General features: G+C 28.4%; 11 protein-coding genes and 1 pseudogene. 3 read left to right on the top strand and 9 right to left on the bottom strand.

All coding sequences use genetic code 11. The features are described 5' to 3' along the window. Positions 1–350: 350 nt before the first annotated feature. The 3 genes and pseudogenes from BN1711_RS01810 (at position 351) to BN1711_RS01800 (ending at position 3,987) form a co-directional block, all read left to right on the top strand. Positions 351–2,684 (top strand): annotated as a pseudogene (locus tag BN1711_RS01810) (xanthine dehydrogenase family protein molybdopterin-binding subunit). After that, entirely contained in the window at positions 2,681–3,517 is an 837-nt protein-coding gene (locus tag BN1711_RS01805) for an FAD binding domain-containing protein (protein WP_050606497.1), read from the top strand. Before BN1711_RS01810 ends, BN1711_RS01805 begins: the two are co-directional and overlap by 4 nt. Beyond that, positions 3,517–3,987, top strand: coding sequence for a (2Fe-2S)-binding protein (locus BN1711_RS01800; RefSeq protein ID WP_050606496.1), 471 nt, complete (start codon positions 3,517–3,519; stop codon positions 3,985–3,987). The genes BN1711_RS01805 and BN1711_RS01800 overlap by 1 nt, the downstream gene beginning before the upstream one ends. A 911-nt stretch (positions 3,988–4,898) precedes the next feature. Here the strand turns inward: BN1711_RS01800 and BN1711_RS01795 are convergent. The 9 genes from BN1711_RS01795 to rapZ form a co-directional block, all read right to left on the bottom strand. Next, positions 4,899–5,747 carry an XdhC family protein gene (locus tag BN1711_RS01795; protein ID WP_050606495.1) on the bottom strand — a complete coding sequence of 283 codons (849 nt, stop codon included), beginning with the start codon at positions 5,745–5,747 and terminating at the stop codon, positions 4,899–4,901. A gap of 806 nt (positions 5,748–6,553) precedes the next feature. After that, the gene (gene rlmD, locus BN1711_RS01790; protein ID WP_050606494.1) at positions 6,554–7,936 is read right to left on the bottom strand and encodes a 23S rRNA (uracil(1939)-C(5))-methyltransferase RlmD; all 1,383 of its coding nucleotides are present in this window, start codon (positions 7,934–7,936) and stop codon (positions 6,554–6,556) included. A gap of 185 nt (positions 7,937–8,121) precedes the next feature. Continuing rightward, positions 8,122–8,478, bottom strand: a complete 357-nt coding sequence (locus tag BN1711_RS01785; RefSeq protein WP_050606493.1) for a DUF1540 domain-containing protein — start codon at positions 8,476–8,478, stop codon at positions 8,122–8,124. Positions 8,479–8,676: 198 nt separating this feature from the next. Further along, positions 8,677–10,434, bottom strand: a complete 1,758-nt coding sequence (gene pyk / locus BN1711_RS01780; RefSeq protein ID WP_050606492.1) for a pyruvate kinase — start codon at positions 10,432–10,434, stop codon at positions 8,677–8,679. A 30-nt stretch (positions 10,435–10,464) separates the two neighbouring features. Next, positions 10,465–11,424 (bottom strand): 6-phosphofructokinase, encoded by a 960-nt coding sequence (gene pfkA, locus BN1711_RS01775; RefSeq protein WP_050606491.1) that lies wholly within the window; start codon positions 11,422–11,424, stop codon positions 10,465–10,467. A 209-nt stretch (positions 11,425–11,633) separates the two neighbouring features. Next, positions 11,634–15,197 (bottom strand): DNA polymerase III subunit alpha, encoded by a 3,564-nt coding sequence (locus BN1711_RS01770; protein WP_050606490.1) that lies wholly within the window; start codon positions 15,195–15,197, stop codon positions 11,634–11,636. 20 nt (positions 15,198–15,217) lie between these two features. Beyond that, a complete protein-coding gene (gene whiA, locus BN1711_RS01765; protein WP_050606489.1) occupies positions 15,218–16,165 on the bottom strand; it encodes a DNA-binding protein WhiA in 948 nt (315 codons plus the stop codon). Between the two features lie 12 nt (positions 16,166–16,177). Then, positions 16,178–17,509 (bottom strand): gluconeogenesis factor YvcK family protein, encoded by a 1,332-nt coding sequence (locus BN1711_RS01760; protein ID WP_050606488.1) that lies wholly within the window; start codon positions 17,507–17,509, stop codon positions 16,178–16,180. Beyond that, on the bottom strand, positions 17,506–18,390 hold the full coding sequence (gene rapZ, locus BN1711_RS01755) for an RNase adapter RapZ (RefSeq protein WP_050606487.1): 885 nt from the start codon (positions 18,388–18,390) through the stop codon (positions 17,506–17,508). Before rapZ ends, BN1711_RS01760 begins: the two co-directional genes overlap by 4 nt. Between the last annotated feature and the right edge of the window lie 174 nt (positions 18,391–18,564).

The following is an 18,564-nucleotide window of genomic DNA, read 5'->3' as shown; positions in this document are numbered from 1 at the left end:
AATTATCTTGCCGTACTTTTTTTATTTTTTAATTTTCCAATCCGTAAATATGTTTTACTATTATCTATCTTCTCTGAATTCATATTATAGTGCGTATCGAAAATGGATAAATATTAACAAGTGCATATAAATACCACATAACTATTTTTATTTTATGTTATCCAAATTCAAAACTTTAAGTAAAATATTATATTGAGCATTTAATCTTTTTTATATAGTGTATAAAGTTTAGTTAACTAAAAACATTAAAAATTAAAAAAACATCAAAATAAGGACTTTTGTTATTTGTTCATATATATATTGCAGTTTAATATATATATTAATGATTAAAGTAATCTATCGGAGGATATATGAAAAAATTCAATCTATTAGGCAAAGATTTTGTTAGAAAAGATGCAATTTTAAAAACAACTGGAAATGCTAAATATACTAATGATAGTATATCACCTGATTTATTATATGTTGCATTAGTTACTAGTAAGTATGCCCATGCAAATATAAAGTCAATTAATACAAAGAGAGCTTTAAATAGTGAAGGAGTTAGAGCTATTCTTATAGGAAAGGATTATCCTTATCTAACTGGTGGAAGTATTGAAGATAGACCAGTTATAGCTATAGATAAGGTAAGATATTTTGGAGAAGTAGTTGCTGTTATTGTTGCTAATACTTATGAAGAAGCTTTAAGGGCAAAAAGTTTAGTTGAAGTTGAATATGAACCTTTAAAGGTTGTTAATTCTATAAAAGAGGCTAAAAATCCTAAATATGCATTGGTGCATGAACATATTAGTGAATATAAAATTATATCACAAGTCTATCCTGAAAATAATACTAATATTGCAAATTTGACTAAAATAAGAAAAGGAATTATGGATAAGGGATGGAAAGAAAGTGAAGTCATTGTAGAAGAGAATTATTATATCCCTCAGTCAGATCATGTGGCCATGGAAACACATTCCTGTATTGTTGAAATAACTCGAGATAATAAAGTTATTATTGAATCATCTACTCAAGGTCCCTTTACTGTTGCTAAAGATCTTGCTTATGTTTTTAATATTGATTCAGGCAAAATAACTGTTAAAGCACCTTTTGTAGGGGGAGCCTTTGGAGGTAAAACACCTACTATGCTTGAATTTATAGGATATTTAGCATCTAAAGCAGTAGGTGGAAGAAAAGTTAAGATTACTAATACAAGAGAAGAGGATATGGTAACTTCACCAGATCATATAGGATTAGAGGCAAAGGTTAAGCTAGGATGTACAGAGAATGGACATTTAAAAGCAGCAGAAATTTCGTATTTTTTTGATGGTGGAGCCTATTCGGATAGAGCTGTAAGAATGAGCATGGCCGCTGCATGCGATTGTACTGGACCATACAATATTGAAAATGTTTATTGTGACTCCTTCTGTATGTATACAAATCATCCATATGCCACTTCTTTTAGAGGGTTTAGTCATGGAGAATATACTTTTGCCATAGAAAGGACTATGGATATATTAGCTAATAAACTTAATATGGATCCATTAGAATTGAGATTTAAAAATGCCATACAACCTGGAGATACAAGTCCAACTCAGCAAAAACTTACAAGAAGTAATCTAGGTTCTCTTTCTAAATGCATTGAAAAACTATAGACTATATTAGCTAATAGTGAAAATGATAAAGTAATTACAAAAAATAATAAAGTAATAGAAACAGGTATAAGCTGTTTTTGGAAAAGCTCAACAACTCCTACTAATGCGGGAGGAGGTGCCATTTTAACTTTTAATAGTGATGGTAGTATTAATATTAATTGTCCAGTTGTAGAAATTGGTCAAGGAACAAAATCAAATATAGCACAAATAGTAGCACAAAAATTTAAAATGGAGATTAATAAAATAAACATTATTATGGAAGTTAATACACAAAGTAGTCCAAACACTTGGAAAACAGCTGCTAGTAGAAGTATGCTATTAGTTGGAAGAGCTGTTTTAAATGCAGTAGATGATGCAATAACACAGCTTAAAAAAACTGCTTCTATAGTTTTAAGGTGTTTAGAAGAAGATTTAGACTTGGAAAATGGCAAAGTATTTTTAAAGGGTAATAAAAAAGTTTATGTTAATATAAAAGATATTGCATTAGGATACACATATCCTAATGGAAACGCAATTTGCGGTCAAGTTATAGGTAGAGGTAGTTATATATCAAGAGGACTTACTTATTTAAATCCTAACACAGGTAAAGGATCACCAGGAATGTCTTGGACAGTAGGAGCTCAAGCTGTGAAGATAGAACTTGATACAAGAACTTTCCAATATAGAGTACTAAAAGCTATTACGGTAATTGATGCTGGAAGGGTAATTAATCCTAAAATTGATAGAGGGCAAATTACAGGAGGAATGTGTATGGGTATAAGTTGGGCAACTAGAGAAAATTATATATTTGATGATAAAGGTATTGTTTTAAATCATGATTTAAGATTATATAAAACAATTAGGTATGGAGAGCAGCCAGAGTATATTGCAGAATTTATTGAAATACCTAATGATGAGATGCCCTATGGAACTAGATCAATTAGCGAACATGGAATACTGGGCATGCCTGCAGCTCTTGGTAATTGTTTTTCTAATATACTTCAAGTTAAAATAAATAAATTACCATTAACACCTGAAAATCTTTGGAAAGAAAAAATGGAGGTAAGAAAATGATCCCATTTAATTTTGAGTATTATAAAGCACATTCTATAAGTGAAGCTATAGAGATTTTTCAAAAATTGTATAAAGATAAAAAAGAACCAATATATTATAATGGTGGAACTGAAATTATTACCTTTGCAAGAAAGAATAGCCTTAAAACTAAAGGGGTTATAGATATAAAGGGCATTCCACAATGTAATATTATAAGTAATGAAAAAGACAAAATAATTATAGGTGCTTCATTGACTTTAACCAATATTGCAAATAATACTATATTTCCTTTACTTAGTAAAACTTCAAGGGGTGTTGCAGATTTAACGGTAAGAAATAAAGTAACTTTGGGTGGAAATATATGTGGAAAAATAGTTTATAAAGAAGCTATCCTTCCTCTTATGCTAAGTAATGCAAATATAACTATAGCCAGTAAAGGAGGTATACGATTAGAAAGCATTAACAAAAATTTTACAAATAAAATTAACATAGACAAGGAAGAGTTTATTGTTAATTTTGAAATAGATAAAACTTATATAAATCTGCCTAATACATCTAAAAAAATCACAAAAATAGGTAATGTAAATTATCCATTAGTAACAATAGCTGCACTAAAAAAAGGAGATGAAATTAGAGTAGCTTTTAGTGGTTTAACTAATTTCCCATTTTACTCAAGTGAAGTTAATAAAAATTTGAGTAATAAAGAACTCTCTAAAGATAAACGAATAAAAAATGCCGTAAAAGCTATTCCGCATAAAATAACTAGTGATATTGAAGGATCATCAGAATATAAAAAATTTGTTGTAACTAATACTCTTATGGACATACTGAATGAATTAGAAGGAGTGATCTAATGGTTAAGTATGGGGAATTTGTTAATTTAAAATTAGATATTAATGGTGAAAAAAGAAGAGTTATTGTTAGACCAGCAGATACTTTATTAGATGTTATTAGAAATAAACTTGGATTAACTGGAGCAAAAGCAGCCTGTGAAAATGGAGATTGTGGAGCATGTACAGTACTTGTAAATGGTCTTCCTATTAAATCGTGTATAATGTTAGCTGTAGAAGCAGTAGGTAAAAAAATAACAACTGTAGAAGGGTTAAAAGATACTCCGATTCAAAAAGCATTTGTAGAAAAAACAGGTTTTCAATGTGGATTTTGTACATGTGGATTCATTATGAATTGTCAGGGACTAATAAATGCTCATCCTAATGCTAGTGATGAAATTATAAAGGAATGGCTTTCGAGTAATGTATGTAGATGTACAAGTTATGAGGAAATAAGTAAAGCCATAAAATATGTATTAAGAGGAGAAGAATAACATAATCTTTTTTATTATTAAAATGAAGCTTGATAAATTATAAAATATATTTAATTCTATAAAATATTACACTAGTGTTTAATTTTTAGAAAGTATTTCTATTAACAATTATATGATACTTAGTTTTTATAATAAATTTCCTAAATTAATATATTGTAAAATGATATTCCAGGGATAAAGGACAGACTTATCTGAATAGTGATAGCTTGCGGATTTTTATAGTTTTTAGTTATAATTATACATCTTTTTTGTCATATTAATATCTTCTGTACCAAGATAACAAACAATATCTTCAATAATATTTATAGAATTATCTAATAAAGTAACGTCAGAATAAGTTATTTCAAGGCTGCTTACTTCAGATATGCAGCATTATCTTTTAATCGTATAATAAATTGTTCCTTTATTACTAGACTCATCAAACTTTTTATAGTCAACATAGCCTTTATCAAAGACATATATACAGTTGTTTTCTGTAATAAGTTCTTTCATCTTAGTTCTATCATGAAGTTTAGTATTAGATACAATTATAATCTCTGGAACTCCTTTACTATATGATTGTAGTAATTATATTAAACACTAGTGATTTATCGACTTCTTTAAGGATAATTTTTTTTATAATACAAAGAGAATAAATATGCCATATTTATTTTTTCACAATCTTGCCAAATCAACTTTTTATTTTGCAAAAATTAAGTTATTTAGTCTTTTATTATAATTTAAACATTATTCCTGCCAACGTCATATACTTAATTATTCCTGTTATCTAAGTCATCTCCTCCTGATAAATATTCCCTTTGTTATTACATTGATAATATTTTTTCGTCTAAATATATTAAATGACTTGATTATTATATAAATAACTGATTTTATCGTTTGGATAAATTTTATAATTTTGATGATCACTTAAATTACTTTTCAGTCCATTTTTGTGTCATATGTTTATTTCCTTTTTTATCGTATCTTATTGCTTGTATTTCAGCTAGTATAGATATTGCTATTTCTTCTGGTTTATCACCACCAATATCTAATCCTATAGGTGCATGAAGAATACTTAAATCTAATTCTTTATTTAATTCTTTATTTAATTCTTTATTTAATTCATTCTTTAATTTATCAATCATGAAATTCCCCTTAACCTTTGAGGCTAACATTCCAATGTATTTAGGCTTACACTCTTTCTCATATACTGACTTTAAAATTTTATAATCTACTTCATGGGTATAGCCAGTAATTACAATATAGCTTCCTTCTTTAATATCTAACTTTTTTATTTCTTCTTCATAATCTCCAACTAAAACTTCATGGTTTTTATTAACCTCTTCTGCTATCTCCTCTCTATCATCTATAACTGTAGTTTTATAATCTAACCTAGCTAAAACATCTGCTAAACACTTTCCAACATGACCTGCTCCTAATATATATACTCTCTCACTTACAGGTATATATTCAAAATACAATGTAACAAGTCCTCCACAAATCATATCTGTGTTTATAACATCTTTAGCATTTACTTTTCCTGTAAAATCATAACTTTGCATGCAATGCTTTTTTGTTTTCATAACTGCTTTAGCTTTTTCTATAGCTAGATGCTCTAATTCTCCTCCACCAACAGTTCCTTTTTTTTCCCCATTTGGATAAACCAAAAGTTTTTTCCCTACATTTGCAGGCCCATGGCCCTTTCTTTGTATTACTGTTACAACTACTACTTCTTGTCCTTTTTCTTTCACTTTATAAATTTCTTCATATACGTCTATCACATTAAATCCCCCCTATTATAATTAATATATTTTATCATTTTCCCAAAATTAAATAATGATTAAGCAACAAAAATTAATTTATTTATAACTTAATCAATTAATATTAGATTGTTAAATAACTTTTATGAATTAAATGTTAAATAATACATTTATTTCCTTAATTAAATTATACAACAACCTAAGTTTATTCTCTACATTAAATTTTTCAAATAATATCCAAGTAAATTAATGCAAGCCTCTTTTCTATAATTAGCCTTTGATTTTTAGTATTTTTTTTCAAATTTCATTCCTTATAGAGTTATTGTTTTTAATATTACTTGCTTAACTTGGTTAATTTTAAAAATTGATTTTCCACAACTGAATATAACTTTAGATTAAGTAATTTATTTGAAGTAAATAATTAGCTTTATTCTTATTCTATCCCCACTATCAACTATTTCTAAAATAGTCCTATTTCTTATATAAAAAGTATATCCAAAACTACTACCGTCTCTAATTCCTTAATCTAATGATTTAGTATAATTTTCATTATTTAGCATAGTGATTTTAATTTTATAACTAGTTGAAACAGATTTACCATCATTTCTGTTTGTCATACTTACTTTAGATATTTTTTTCATTTATTCAAATAAGGTTTGAAAATTTTTTTGATTTTATGTTACTGTTAATTATTGAATAAATAATCAATATTATTAATGCTATTATAATAAAAATAAGGATTTCCGAATCAAAAGCCAACCACCACAAGATTGATAGTTTCACTTCTAATCTCAGAAACCCTTTATTTATCAGTGCTTTAAGCACTTTTATTTATCTATTCTTGACATCTTTACTACCGTCTCCACATGAGCCGTTTGTGGAAACATATCAACTGGTTGTACTTCACTTACTCTATAATTCATGCCTTCTAATATAGCTAAATCTCTAGCTAAAGTTGCTGGATCACAAGATACATATACGATCCTTTTAGGATTTACAGCTGCTATAGCTTCTAATAAATTTTTTTCACAACCCTTTCTTGGAGGATCTACTACTACTATATCTGGTATTATTCCTTCTTTTATTAAGTCTGGTATTATCTCTTCAGATTTTCCCACAAAAAACTCTGTGTTATTTATATTATTCTGTATTGCATTTTTCTTAGCATCTTCTATAGCTTCCTCTATTATCTCAACCCCACACACTTTTTTAGCTTTTTGAGACAGAAATAATGATATAGTACCTGTACCACAATAAGCATCAAAAACTGTTTCCTCTCCAGTTAACTCTGCAAATTCTAAGGCTTTTTTATATAAAATTTCTGTTTGAATTGGATTTACTTGAAAAAATGATAGTGGAGAAATATTAAATTTAAATTTATCTATATAATCTGTTATGGTATCTTTGCCCCATAAAGTTATACATTTCTTACCTAATATCACATTAGTATTGCTTGAATTAATATTTTGAATTATAGACTTTACATTGGTTAATTTATCTAAAACGTCCCTTATATACTCATCTTTGTGGGGCAAATCATGACAACTAGTAACTAACACTACCATTATCTCATTAGTCTTAAAGGCCTTTCTAACCATTATATGTCTTACTAGTCCCTTATTTTTTTCTTCATTATATGCAGAAATATTATACTTTTCCATCCAATTCTTTGTTATGTTAATTACCTCATCTGCCACCTTATCTTGTATAAAGCACTTATCTACATCCACTACTTCATGGCTTCTTTCCTTATAAAAACCTATTTTTAACTTCCCTTTTTCTTCTCTTACTGGCATTTGTATTTTATTTCTATATCTATAGGGATTTATCATACCTATAGTATCATTTATCTCTATTTTAGATGTATCTATTTTACCTATTCTCTCTAACACATCTATAACCCTTTGTTTTTTTAACTTAAGTTGAGCATTATAGGAATAATGTTGTATTTGACATCCACCACATTTTTTATATATAGGGCATACTTCTTCTACTCTTTCTTCAGAAGAAACAATTCTTTTTATAACTTTTCCAAAAGCAAATCTTTTATTTACTTTTACAATCTTTATAGTAACCCTTTCTCCCTTTAGAGCATAAGGCACAAATATAGTAAAATCATCTATTTTTCCTATACCTTCTCCACCAAAACCTACTGATGTAATTTCTAAAGTATATTCTTTATTTTTTTCAACTGGTATATTTTTTTTCATGGCATCTCCTCATTATAAGAATTTATTATAAACATATTACCCATTATAATACAAAGAAACATTAACAACAATTGATTTATAAAAGAACCAACAAAAAGGGTGGTTTTATTTAAATGAGATATATAAACATTTAAAATCTTAACCTCCCTTATAACATTTAATTTATACTAATATAAAACTATATATTACCTTTGTAATTGAAAAGTTTCACATTTTGTATCGGAGCTAGTCCCTGCCATATCTCCTATTATTTCAACATTATCAGCCGTACAAAGTCTATTAGAATTATATTTGCATTGATAAGCTTCACATCTTATATCTGGACTCATATCAGGAGATTGACCACTAAACATATCTTTATATCCCTCTTTTAAATTTACATTAAAAAATCTGCTTGTGGATTCCATCAAATCTTTTTGTGCAAAAGTTTTACACTCAGTATCCTTATCTGCATTTCTACTTTCAACTTCTATAGCTTCTGCTGTACAACATCCATCTAAATTATGTCTACAATTATTTGCATCACAAACTAAATTACCCATATATTCTCCTCCTGAGTTAATATAATAAATTTATATATTAGTTTTTATCAAGAGAAAAAATATATTCATAAATAAAAAAACACCCTTTAAAGGGTGCAAAAAAGATCAGTTGCCTATTATTTTCTATTTCTATTCTAGACACATATTTTTTTATTATACATCATTTACTATACTAATTGCAATATTTTTTTTATTAAATTATACTACATTAGCTCTTCCACTATAAATAGTACCTCTTGTTGTATCCAATGTTACATATGTTCCAGTTTTTAAAACTTCTGTAGCTCCGCCAGCACCAACTATAAATGGTATATCTCTAGCCATACATTCTACAGCCAAATGAGAAGTTACTCCACCTTCTTCTGCTACTATACCAGCTACTCTATCTAATACAGATAAATAATCTTTATCTAAATTTTTTATTACTAATATATCATCATTTTCTACAACTTCTTCTGCCTCTCTAGGGTTATTTACTACTTTTACTGTACCATAAGTTGGTCCGTTTCCTGAACCTCTTCCTTGAGATAATATATCTCCTACTATATGAACCTTAAGCATGTTAGTTGTTCCTGAATATGAAACTGGTATTCCTGCTGCTATTACAACTAAATCTCCCTTCTTTATGTAAGAAGATTCTAAAGCTATGTTGACTGATTTTTCTATAAGTTCATCTGTAGAATTAAATTTCTCTGTTAATACAGGTACAACACCCCAATTTAAAGCAAGATTTCTTGCTATCTTTTCGTTTGGAGTTACTGCTATAATTGAACATTGAGGTCTATATTTTGAAACCATTTTTGCAGTATGACCACTTTGAGTTGCTGTAATTATAGCTGTAGCATTTAATTCTGCTGCTGTAGAACAAGTGGCAAGACTTATAGCATTAGGTACATTTAATATATGTCCTTGTCTTTTTTTAGCTAATATTGCTTCATAATTTAATCTACTTTCAACTGATTGAGCAATTCTAGACATAGTTCTTGCAGCTTCTACTGGATACTTACCATTAGCAGATTCTCCGCTTAACATTATTGCATCTGTACCATCAAATATAGCATTAGCTATGTCTGATGCTTCTGCTCTTGTAGGTCTTGGATTTCTTATCATAGAATCAAGCATTTGAGTAGCTGTAATTACAGGTTTACCTTCTTTATTACATTTTTCAATTATTCTCTTTTGGATAATAGGAACTTCTTCTATAGGAATTTCAACTCCCATATCCCCTCTCGCAACCATTATTCCATCTGAGAATTTAATGATTTCATCTATATTTTCTACACCTTCATGGTTTTCTATCTTAGATATTATTTGTATATCTTTTCCGTTATTTTCTTCTAATATTTTTCTTATTGCTAATACATCAGATGCTTTTCTTATAAAAGATGCACTAATTAAATCTACTCCAATTTCACATCCGAATTTTAAATCATCTATATCTTTTTCTGTAACTGCTGGTAGTGATATTGAAACTCCAGGAACATTTACACCTTTATGGTTTGATACAAAACCTGAGTTATTAACTACAGTTTCTATATTAGTTCCTTCTACATTTTTAACCTCTAATTCAACTAGTCCATCATCTATAAGTATTTTGTCTCCAGCCTTAACATCTTTATATAAGTCAGTATAAGTTATAGAACATTTAGTTTCATCACCTAATATATCTTCTCCGCAATATACAGTGAATTTTGATCCTTCTTTTAACTCAACCTTGTCCTTTGAGAAATTTCCTGTCCTAATTTCTGGTCCTTTAGTATCTAACATAATAGCTATTGGCTTATTATATTTTTCTCTTAGTTTTTTAATCATCATCATTCTTTCTCTATGTTCTTCATGGCTACCGTGAGAAAAATTATGTCTAGATACATTCATACCAGCTTCTATTAGTTTTGATACAATATCTTCACTAGAACTAGCAGGTCCTATAGTGAATATCATTTTAGTTTTTTGCATATAAAAATTCCTCCTCAATACAATACTTTATTAATAGGACAGTACAGACGCTATTTCATAGAGTTTTTTATCAAATTTTCCCTTAATGGATAATGCCTCATTTATATCCATATCTGTAATTTGGCCATTTTTTATTCCAACTACTCTTGATGATTTTCCTTCCATTAACAATTCCACAGCATTATATGCCATTCTTGAAGCTAATACTCTGTCCATACATGTTGGACTTCCACCTCTTTGTATATGTCCTAATATTGTAGCTCTTGTTTCTATTCCTGTAACTTCTTCTACATATTTAGCAAGCTCATTAGCTCCACCAACACCTTCAGCTAATAATATTAGATTATGCATCTTTCCTCTTAATTTACCTTCTAATATTGTTTTGCATAATTCATCTGGATTATAGTCTTTTTCAGGTATTATTATGCTCTCTGCTCCACCTGCAACACCTGTATATAAAGCTATATCTCCACAGTTTCTTCCCATTACCTCTACTACACTTACTCTCTCGTGAGATGTAGATGTATCTCTTAATTTATTTATTGCATCTAATACTGTATTTATAGCAGTATCAAATCCTATTGTAAAATCTGTGTATGCTAAATCATTATCTATAGTTCCAGGTAAACCAATAGTATTTATACCTAATTTAGATAAAAGTTGAGCTCCATGGAAAGATCCATCTCCTCCAATAACTACTAACCCATCAATACCAAAAGCCTTTAAAATACTAACTGCTTTTTTTCTTCCTTGTTCTGTCTTAAATTCTTCGCAACGAGCAGTTCTTAATATAGTTCCGCCTCTTTGTATAATATCTGAAACACTGTTTCTATCCATTTGGATAATTTCTCCGTTTATAAGGCCATTATATCCTCTTTGTATTCCCATTACTCTTAAACCCTTGTCTAAGCCAGTTCTTACTACAGCTCTTATGGCTGCATTCATTCCAGGAGCATCTCCTCCACTTGTTAATACGGCTATTGTTTTCACGCTAAATACCTCCTATGACCGGTGGGACTATTTTAGTCCCAGTTATACTATAAACATAATATTTTTACCTCTTTTATATTTTTAATTATATCATAAGTTATATATTTTTTATACATGTTTATACATAAATAAAGTATTAGGATAATATCTATTTTTTCCTAATACTTATTTATATATACAGATTTAAAAGTTTTACTTATATAAAAGAATTAAATTATTTTGACATTTTCTTCTCCAAAATTTTGTTTTAAATAAGACAAAATATCACTATCTTCATTAATCCAAAGTTCTCTATCTAGTCTATATTTTTTTCTTCCCTGTTTAGTACAAAAATATACAGGAATGTTTCCTCTATTGTTAATAAGAAAAGCCTTTATATTCGAAATACCACTTTTCATAACTTTCTCATCCTCTACAAGAATATATAATTTTTTTGCATCTATTTTAATAAGTGGTTCTATAACTTCACATAATATTTTAGGTTGTTCTTCCTCTCTTATACTTACTCTACCCTTAAGTATAACAACCTCGTCTTCTGTTATTAAACTCTTATAATTTATAAATGTCTTAGGAAATACAATTACTTCTATACTTGAATATAAATCCTCTATGGTAATAAATGCCATCATATCATTATTTCTTGTTACCTTTTTATTTACAGAAGTAATTATTCCTCCTATTATAACTCTATCTCCATCTTTTATCTTAGATAAATTTTGTACTACTTCCCCTTCTAGAGATTCACTAGTTGTGATATCTGATATTTTAACAGAAGTTTGCATTTTGAGGGTTTGTTCATACTCCTCTAAAGGATGTCCTGTAAAATAAATTCCTGTCATTTCCTTTTCCATAAAAAGCATATGTTTTTTATCAAACTCTTTTATATCTGGATATTTTATATCTATATTAGTAATGCTGTCTTTCATAACATCTGAAAAAAAATTAATTTGCCCAGCTATATTCTTTCTTTTTTGACTTTGAATACCTTCCATTATTTTTTCATACACTGCCAGCATTTTAGACCTATATATATTAAAGCAATCAAAAACTCCTGCTTTTATTAAGCTTTCAACTAATCTTTTATTTATAACTGAAATATCAACTTTATTGAAGAAATCAAGTAAATCCTTAAATTTACCCTTTTCCTCCCTAGTTTTAGTTATATTTTCTATTGCTTTACTTCCTACATTTTTTACTGCAGACAATCCAAATATTATCCTATTATCCTTAACAGTAAATTTAGAAAAACTTTCATTTATGCTAGGTGGCACTATCTCAATGCCTAAACCTTCACCAAATCTTGTGTAAAAGGCTACTTTATCACTATCTCCCTTAACACTATTTAACATTGCAGCAATAAATTCTGTAGGATAATATTTCATTAAATATCCTGTTTCAAAAGCTACTACTGCGTAAGCTGCAGCATGTGATTTGTTAAAAGCATAGGATGCAAAATCCATCATGGAGTCAAAAAGGTTATTGGCCACATCTTCAGTTATTCCATTTTTTATACAACCTTTAACACTTTCTTTTTCGTTACCATATATAAAATTTTTTCTTTCCTTTTCCATAACATCATGCTTTTTCTTAGACATGGCACGTCTTACTAAATCACTACGTCCCATAGAATACCCAGCTAATTCCCTAACTATTTGCATTACCTGCTCTTGATATATTATACAACCATAGGTTACAGATAATATTGATTTAAGCTTTTCTGTTTCATATTTAATATTCTCAGGATTCTTTTTATTTTCTATATAAGTTGGAATTTCTGACATTGGACCTGGTCTGTATAAACTTATACCCGCTATTACATCTTCTAAGCAATCAGGTTTTAGCTCCTTCATAAAGGAAGTCATTCCGGCAGACTCTAATTGGAAAACCCCCACGGTTTTTCCTTCTCCTATCATTTTATATACTTCTTTGTCATCAAAGTCTATTTTATCTAAATCAATATCTATTCCCTTGTTTTCTTTAACTAAATTTACCGCATCTCTCATTACTGTAAGGGTTCTAAGACCTAAAAAATCCATTTTCAAAAGTCCTAATTCCTCTAATGTTCCCATGGTAAATTGAGTTACTATATTATCCTCATTTTTTTGAAGTGGCACATAATTTACTAAAGGTTTAGAAGCTATAACCACCCCTGCCGCATGAGTAGATGTATGTCTTGGAAGTCCCTCTAACGCTCTTGCTATATCTATTAATTCTTTTACTCTTTCTTCATTATCATAGGCAGCTTTAAATTCTGGATTTAATTCTAAAGCCTTATCTATAGTTACACTTGTATTTAATATAGTAGGTATCATTTTAGCTATTCTATCTACCTCAGCATAAGCATAATTCATTGCTCTTCCTACATCCCTTATACAAGCTCTAGCTGCCATCGTTCCAAAGGTTACTATCTGGGATACATTATTTTCTCCGTACTTTTCTACTACATAATCTATAACTTCTCCACGTCTTTCATAACAAAAATCACTATCTATATCTGGCATAGATATACGTTCAGGATTTAAAAATCTTTCAAATATTAGATTATATCTTATAGGATCTATTTTAGTAATACCTAAAGTATAAGCAACTAAAGACCCAGCTGCAGATCCTCTTCCTGGACCTGTCATTATATTTTTTTCCTTAGCAAATCTTATAAAATCCCATACTATAAGAAAATAATCTACATAACCCATTTGTTTTATTATAGAAAGTTCATAGTTAAGTCTATCTATTAATAATTTAGCATCTTTATTTTTTTCTCCGAAGCTAATGATTTTATTCAAATCATATGGTTTATTTAAAAATTGTCTAAAGATATCATATCTAGAAAATAAACCTTCAAAACAAATTTGTTCTAAATAAGCAAACTGATCTATATTTTCATCTAAGGGAAACTTAGGCAATTTGGATTCATGAAAATTATAATTAAAATTACATTTTTGAGAAATCTTAACTGTATTATCTAAAGCTTCAGGAACATATGAAAACATTTCATACATTTCTTCTGGAGATTTTAAATAAAATTGGTCTGAGGGATATTTCATCCTATTTTCTTCATCTACAGTTTTACCTGTTTGAATACAAAGTAATATATCATGTGATTTATAATCCTCTTTTTTTATGTAATGAACATCATTAGTAGCCACTAATGGTATATCTAACTCTTTAGACATTTTAACTAATTCATCATTAACTTTTAACTGTTCAGGAATTCCATGATATTGTAATTCTAAATAAAAATCCTCTTTAAAAATATCTTTATACATTAAAGCAATTTTTTTAGCTTTTTCTTTATTACCTTTTAATATATAAGATTGAATTTCTCCTCCTAAACAAGCACTAAGAGCTACTAAACCCTCGCTATGTTGTTTTAAAAATTCATGATCTGTTCTTGGTTTATAATAAAAACCTTCTATTGACGCTCTAGATACTATCTTCATTAAATTATTATATCCAACTTCATTTTTTACTAATAAGACTAAATGATAAGTATCATTGTCTCTATCTTGTTTTTTTATATATAAAGACTTTTGAGCTACATAAACTTCGCAACCAATAATAGGTTTTACCCCTTGCTTTATAGCCTCTTTATAAAAGTCCACACATCCATACATAACACCATGATCAGTTATAGCTATACTATCCATTCCTAGTTCTTTAGCCCTAGATATAATGTTAGGAATTTTAGCTGAGCAATCTAAAAGTGAGTATTCCGTATGTTGATGCAAACTTACCCATTTAGGTTTATTTTCATTTAAATTGTTATTCTCCATATAAACCATCCTCAAATGTTTTAAATTCCTTTTCTCAATTCTTCTGCTATTTTTTCAATTCTTCTAAGTCTATGGTTGACTCCTGATTTTCCCACTGGTGGATTTAACATTTTACCTAATTCTCTTAAAGATTCATCTGGATATTTTATTCTAAGTTCAGCTATATCTCTTAAATTTTTAGGTAGTCTTCCTAAACCTATCTCTTTCTCGATAAGCTTAATACTTTCCGCTTGCCTTACTGCCGCATTAACCGTTTTGCTTAGATTAGCAGTTTCACAATTAACTAATCTATTAACATTATTTCTCATTTCTTTCATTATTCTTATATTTTCAAATTCTAATAAAGAAGAGTGAGCCCCAATTATATTTAGTAAATCAACTATTTGTTCCCCCTCTTTTAAATAAACTATATAACTATTCTTTCTCTTTATTACTTTTGAATTTAAATTATATAGGTTTATAAGAGAGCTCAAATCCTTAGCATAGTCCTCATTATGAGTTACAAATTCTAAATGATAAGTCTTTTCAGGATTACTAATACTTCCTCCTCCTAAAAATGCACCTCTTATGTAGGCCCTTTTGCAGTTATCAGAGTCTATAATTTTATTAGATATTTTATAATCTAATGCAAATACATTTATACTTTCATTTATTATTCCTACTTCTTTTAACAGTTCTTTAACCCCTGCTTCTTCCGATATTAGAATAATGTATAAATTATTTTTCTTTAAAGAATTATTTTTTTTAATCATTATTTCAGTGTGAATACTAAAATACTTTTTTAATAATTTAAAAACTAATCTAGCTATTGCCGGATTTTCAGTAGTTATTTTAAAATTAAATTGCCTATTACTAAAAAGCAGTGTACCACTTACTTTCATAATAGCTGCTAATTCAGCTACAGCCTCTGTTTTGCTCATATTTATATATTTACATGCTTCATTTTTAACTTTTAGTGAAAAAGACATATTTCATTACCTCTATTTATCCTTATTTTCCTTTAACCTTTCAGACAAGTAGAAATACTCTATTATTTTTTTTCTATCGTATAATAATTTCTTATCCATAATAGTTTCTATAAGTATAGATGCAAGTTTTTCTGAATTATGCCTTATAAGCCCATCTTTTACTTTCATAAAATCTCCACCTATAATATTAACTCCTAATTGCTTTATATTTTCTTCATCTATTGCAACTAAATGAGATTTTTTTTCAGTATATCTTTCTTTTAAATTATCATCTATTTTACTTACATTTACTATTACATGATCAATAACTTTACCTCCACAATGACTGAAAATAGCTTTTATATGATCTGATACTTTATAATTATCCGTTTCCCCTGGTTGTGTCATTATATTAGATATATATATTTTTAGCGCTTTACTTTTCTGTAATGTTTCATTTATATCCTTTATTAGTAAATTAGGAATAACACTAGTGTACAAACTACCCGGTCCTAAAATTATAGCATCTGCTTCTTTTATAGCCTCTACAGCTTCTTCTAAAGCTTTTGCATTACTAGGTTCTATAAATACTTTTTCTATTTTACTATTACTTTTTAGACTTTCTTCTGGAATATTAGATTCTCCTTCAACAATTTTTCCATTTTTTAATTTAGCCTTTAATACTATATTCTCTAAAGTTACTGGTACAACCTTGCCCGTAACAGCTAATACAGAACTCACTTTCTGAATAGCTTCTTCAAAATTATTAGATATTCCATCCATAGCAGCAAGAAATAAATTACCAAAGCTTTGATTTTTAAGTCTACCATCTGTAAATCTATACTGAAGTAAATCCTCCATTAAAGGTTCTGTATCAGATAATGATAATATACAATTTCGTATATCTCCTGGGGGTAACATTCCAAGATCCTCTCTCAAATCACCAGAACCTCCACCATCATCTGCTACTGTAACTATAGCTGTTATATTTGATGTATAGTATTTAAGTCCTCTTAACATAGTAGACAATCCAGTACCTCCACCAATTGCAACTATTTTAGGACCTTTGACCAATAATCTTTTTTCATATATTAAGTTTTCTAACTTTTTAGAGTCTAAAGACATATTTAAATATCCCTTATTTATAAGTGCAATAATGGACTTCATTCCTTGCGTCACAGATACATATAGTACAAATATTCCAGATAATATTAAAAACACATAAAAAGCTATATAATAAACATTATAAAACTTATTTCTAACAAATTCTAACATTCCAAAAACTATTAGCAGTATTCCCATTACTGCTAATAGTATCCACCTTTTAACTTTTATTCCTGGCCTTAACCAGTCCATTAGCTTCATAGCTTTTTACCACCCTTATTTATATCTTCATTAATATCTCTATGGTCAATATTAACTTTATGTTCTTTATTTTTTAATCTTTCATATATAGCATTAGCAATGGCCACAGAACGATGTCTTCCACCAGTACATCCTATAGAAATAATAAGTTGTCTTTTACCTTCCTTTATATAGTTAGGTATTAAGAACTCTAACATATCCTCCAATTTATTTACAAAATTTTTAGTAACATCAAAACTCATTACATAGTCTTTTACTGGTGGTTCTTTCCCTGAGTATTTTTTTAATTCTGAAATATAATAAGGATTAGGCAAAAACCTAACATCAAAAAGTAAATCTGAATCTAATGGAATTCCATACTTGAATCCAAAAGAAACTACAGTTATTATAAGTTGCGTTTCAATTTGTCCTTCTTCAGCATATATTTTGCTCATAACTTCTCTAAGTTCCCTAGTAGCTAAATTAGATGTATCTATAATATTATCTGCTCTATCCTTAACTTCTCTTAATTTATTTCTTTCCATAGATATTCCATTTAATATTCTTCCGTCTGGAGATAATGGATGCTTTCTCCTAGATTCCTTAAATCTTTTTATAAGAACCTCATCCGACGCATCTAAAAATAATATCTCATATTTATAACCTTGTAGCTTCAGGTAATTTAATGTTTGAAATAAGTCATCAAAAAACTTACCTCCCCTAATATCAATAACTAAAGCAATTTTTTTAATCTTCCCCTCTGTTTGATAACATGCTTCTGCAAACTTAGGTATTAATGTAGGTGGAAGATTATCCACACAAAAAAATCCTAAATCTTCTAGACTTCTTATAGCCTGAGTTTTGCCTGCACCAGATAGTCCTGTAACTATAACGAACCTCATTTTGTCCCTCCATTTAAATTAGGTTTTTTACTAATTAATAAACATTATTTTTATACAATTATATCATATAGATCATCAACAATAAACTAGGGAAGCCATGTTAAATATGACCTCCCTTTTTATTCAAAATAATAAATTTAATTAAATTAGGACTACTTTATCCCCTATAAATTA

Source organism: Clostridium niameyense, assembly GCF_001243045.1.
Classification (GTDB): Bacteria; Bacillota; Clostridia; order Clostridiales; family Clostridiaceae; genus Clostridium_F; species Clostridium_F niameyense.
This window is presented reverse-complemented; position numbering and strand designations above follow the sequence as displayed.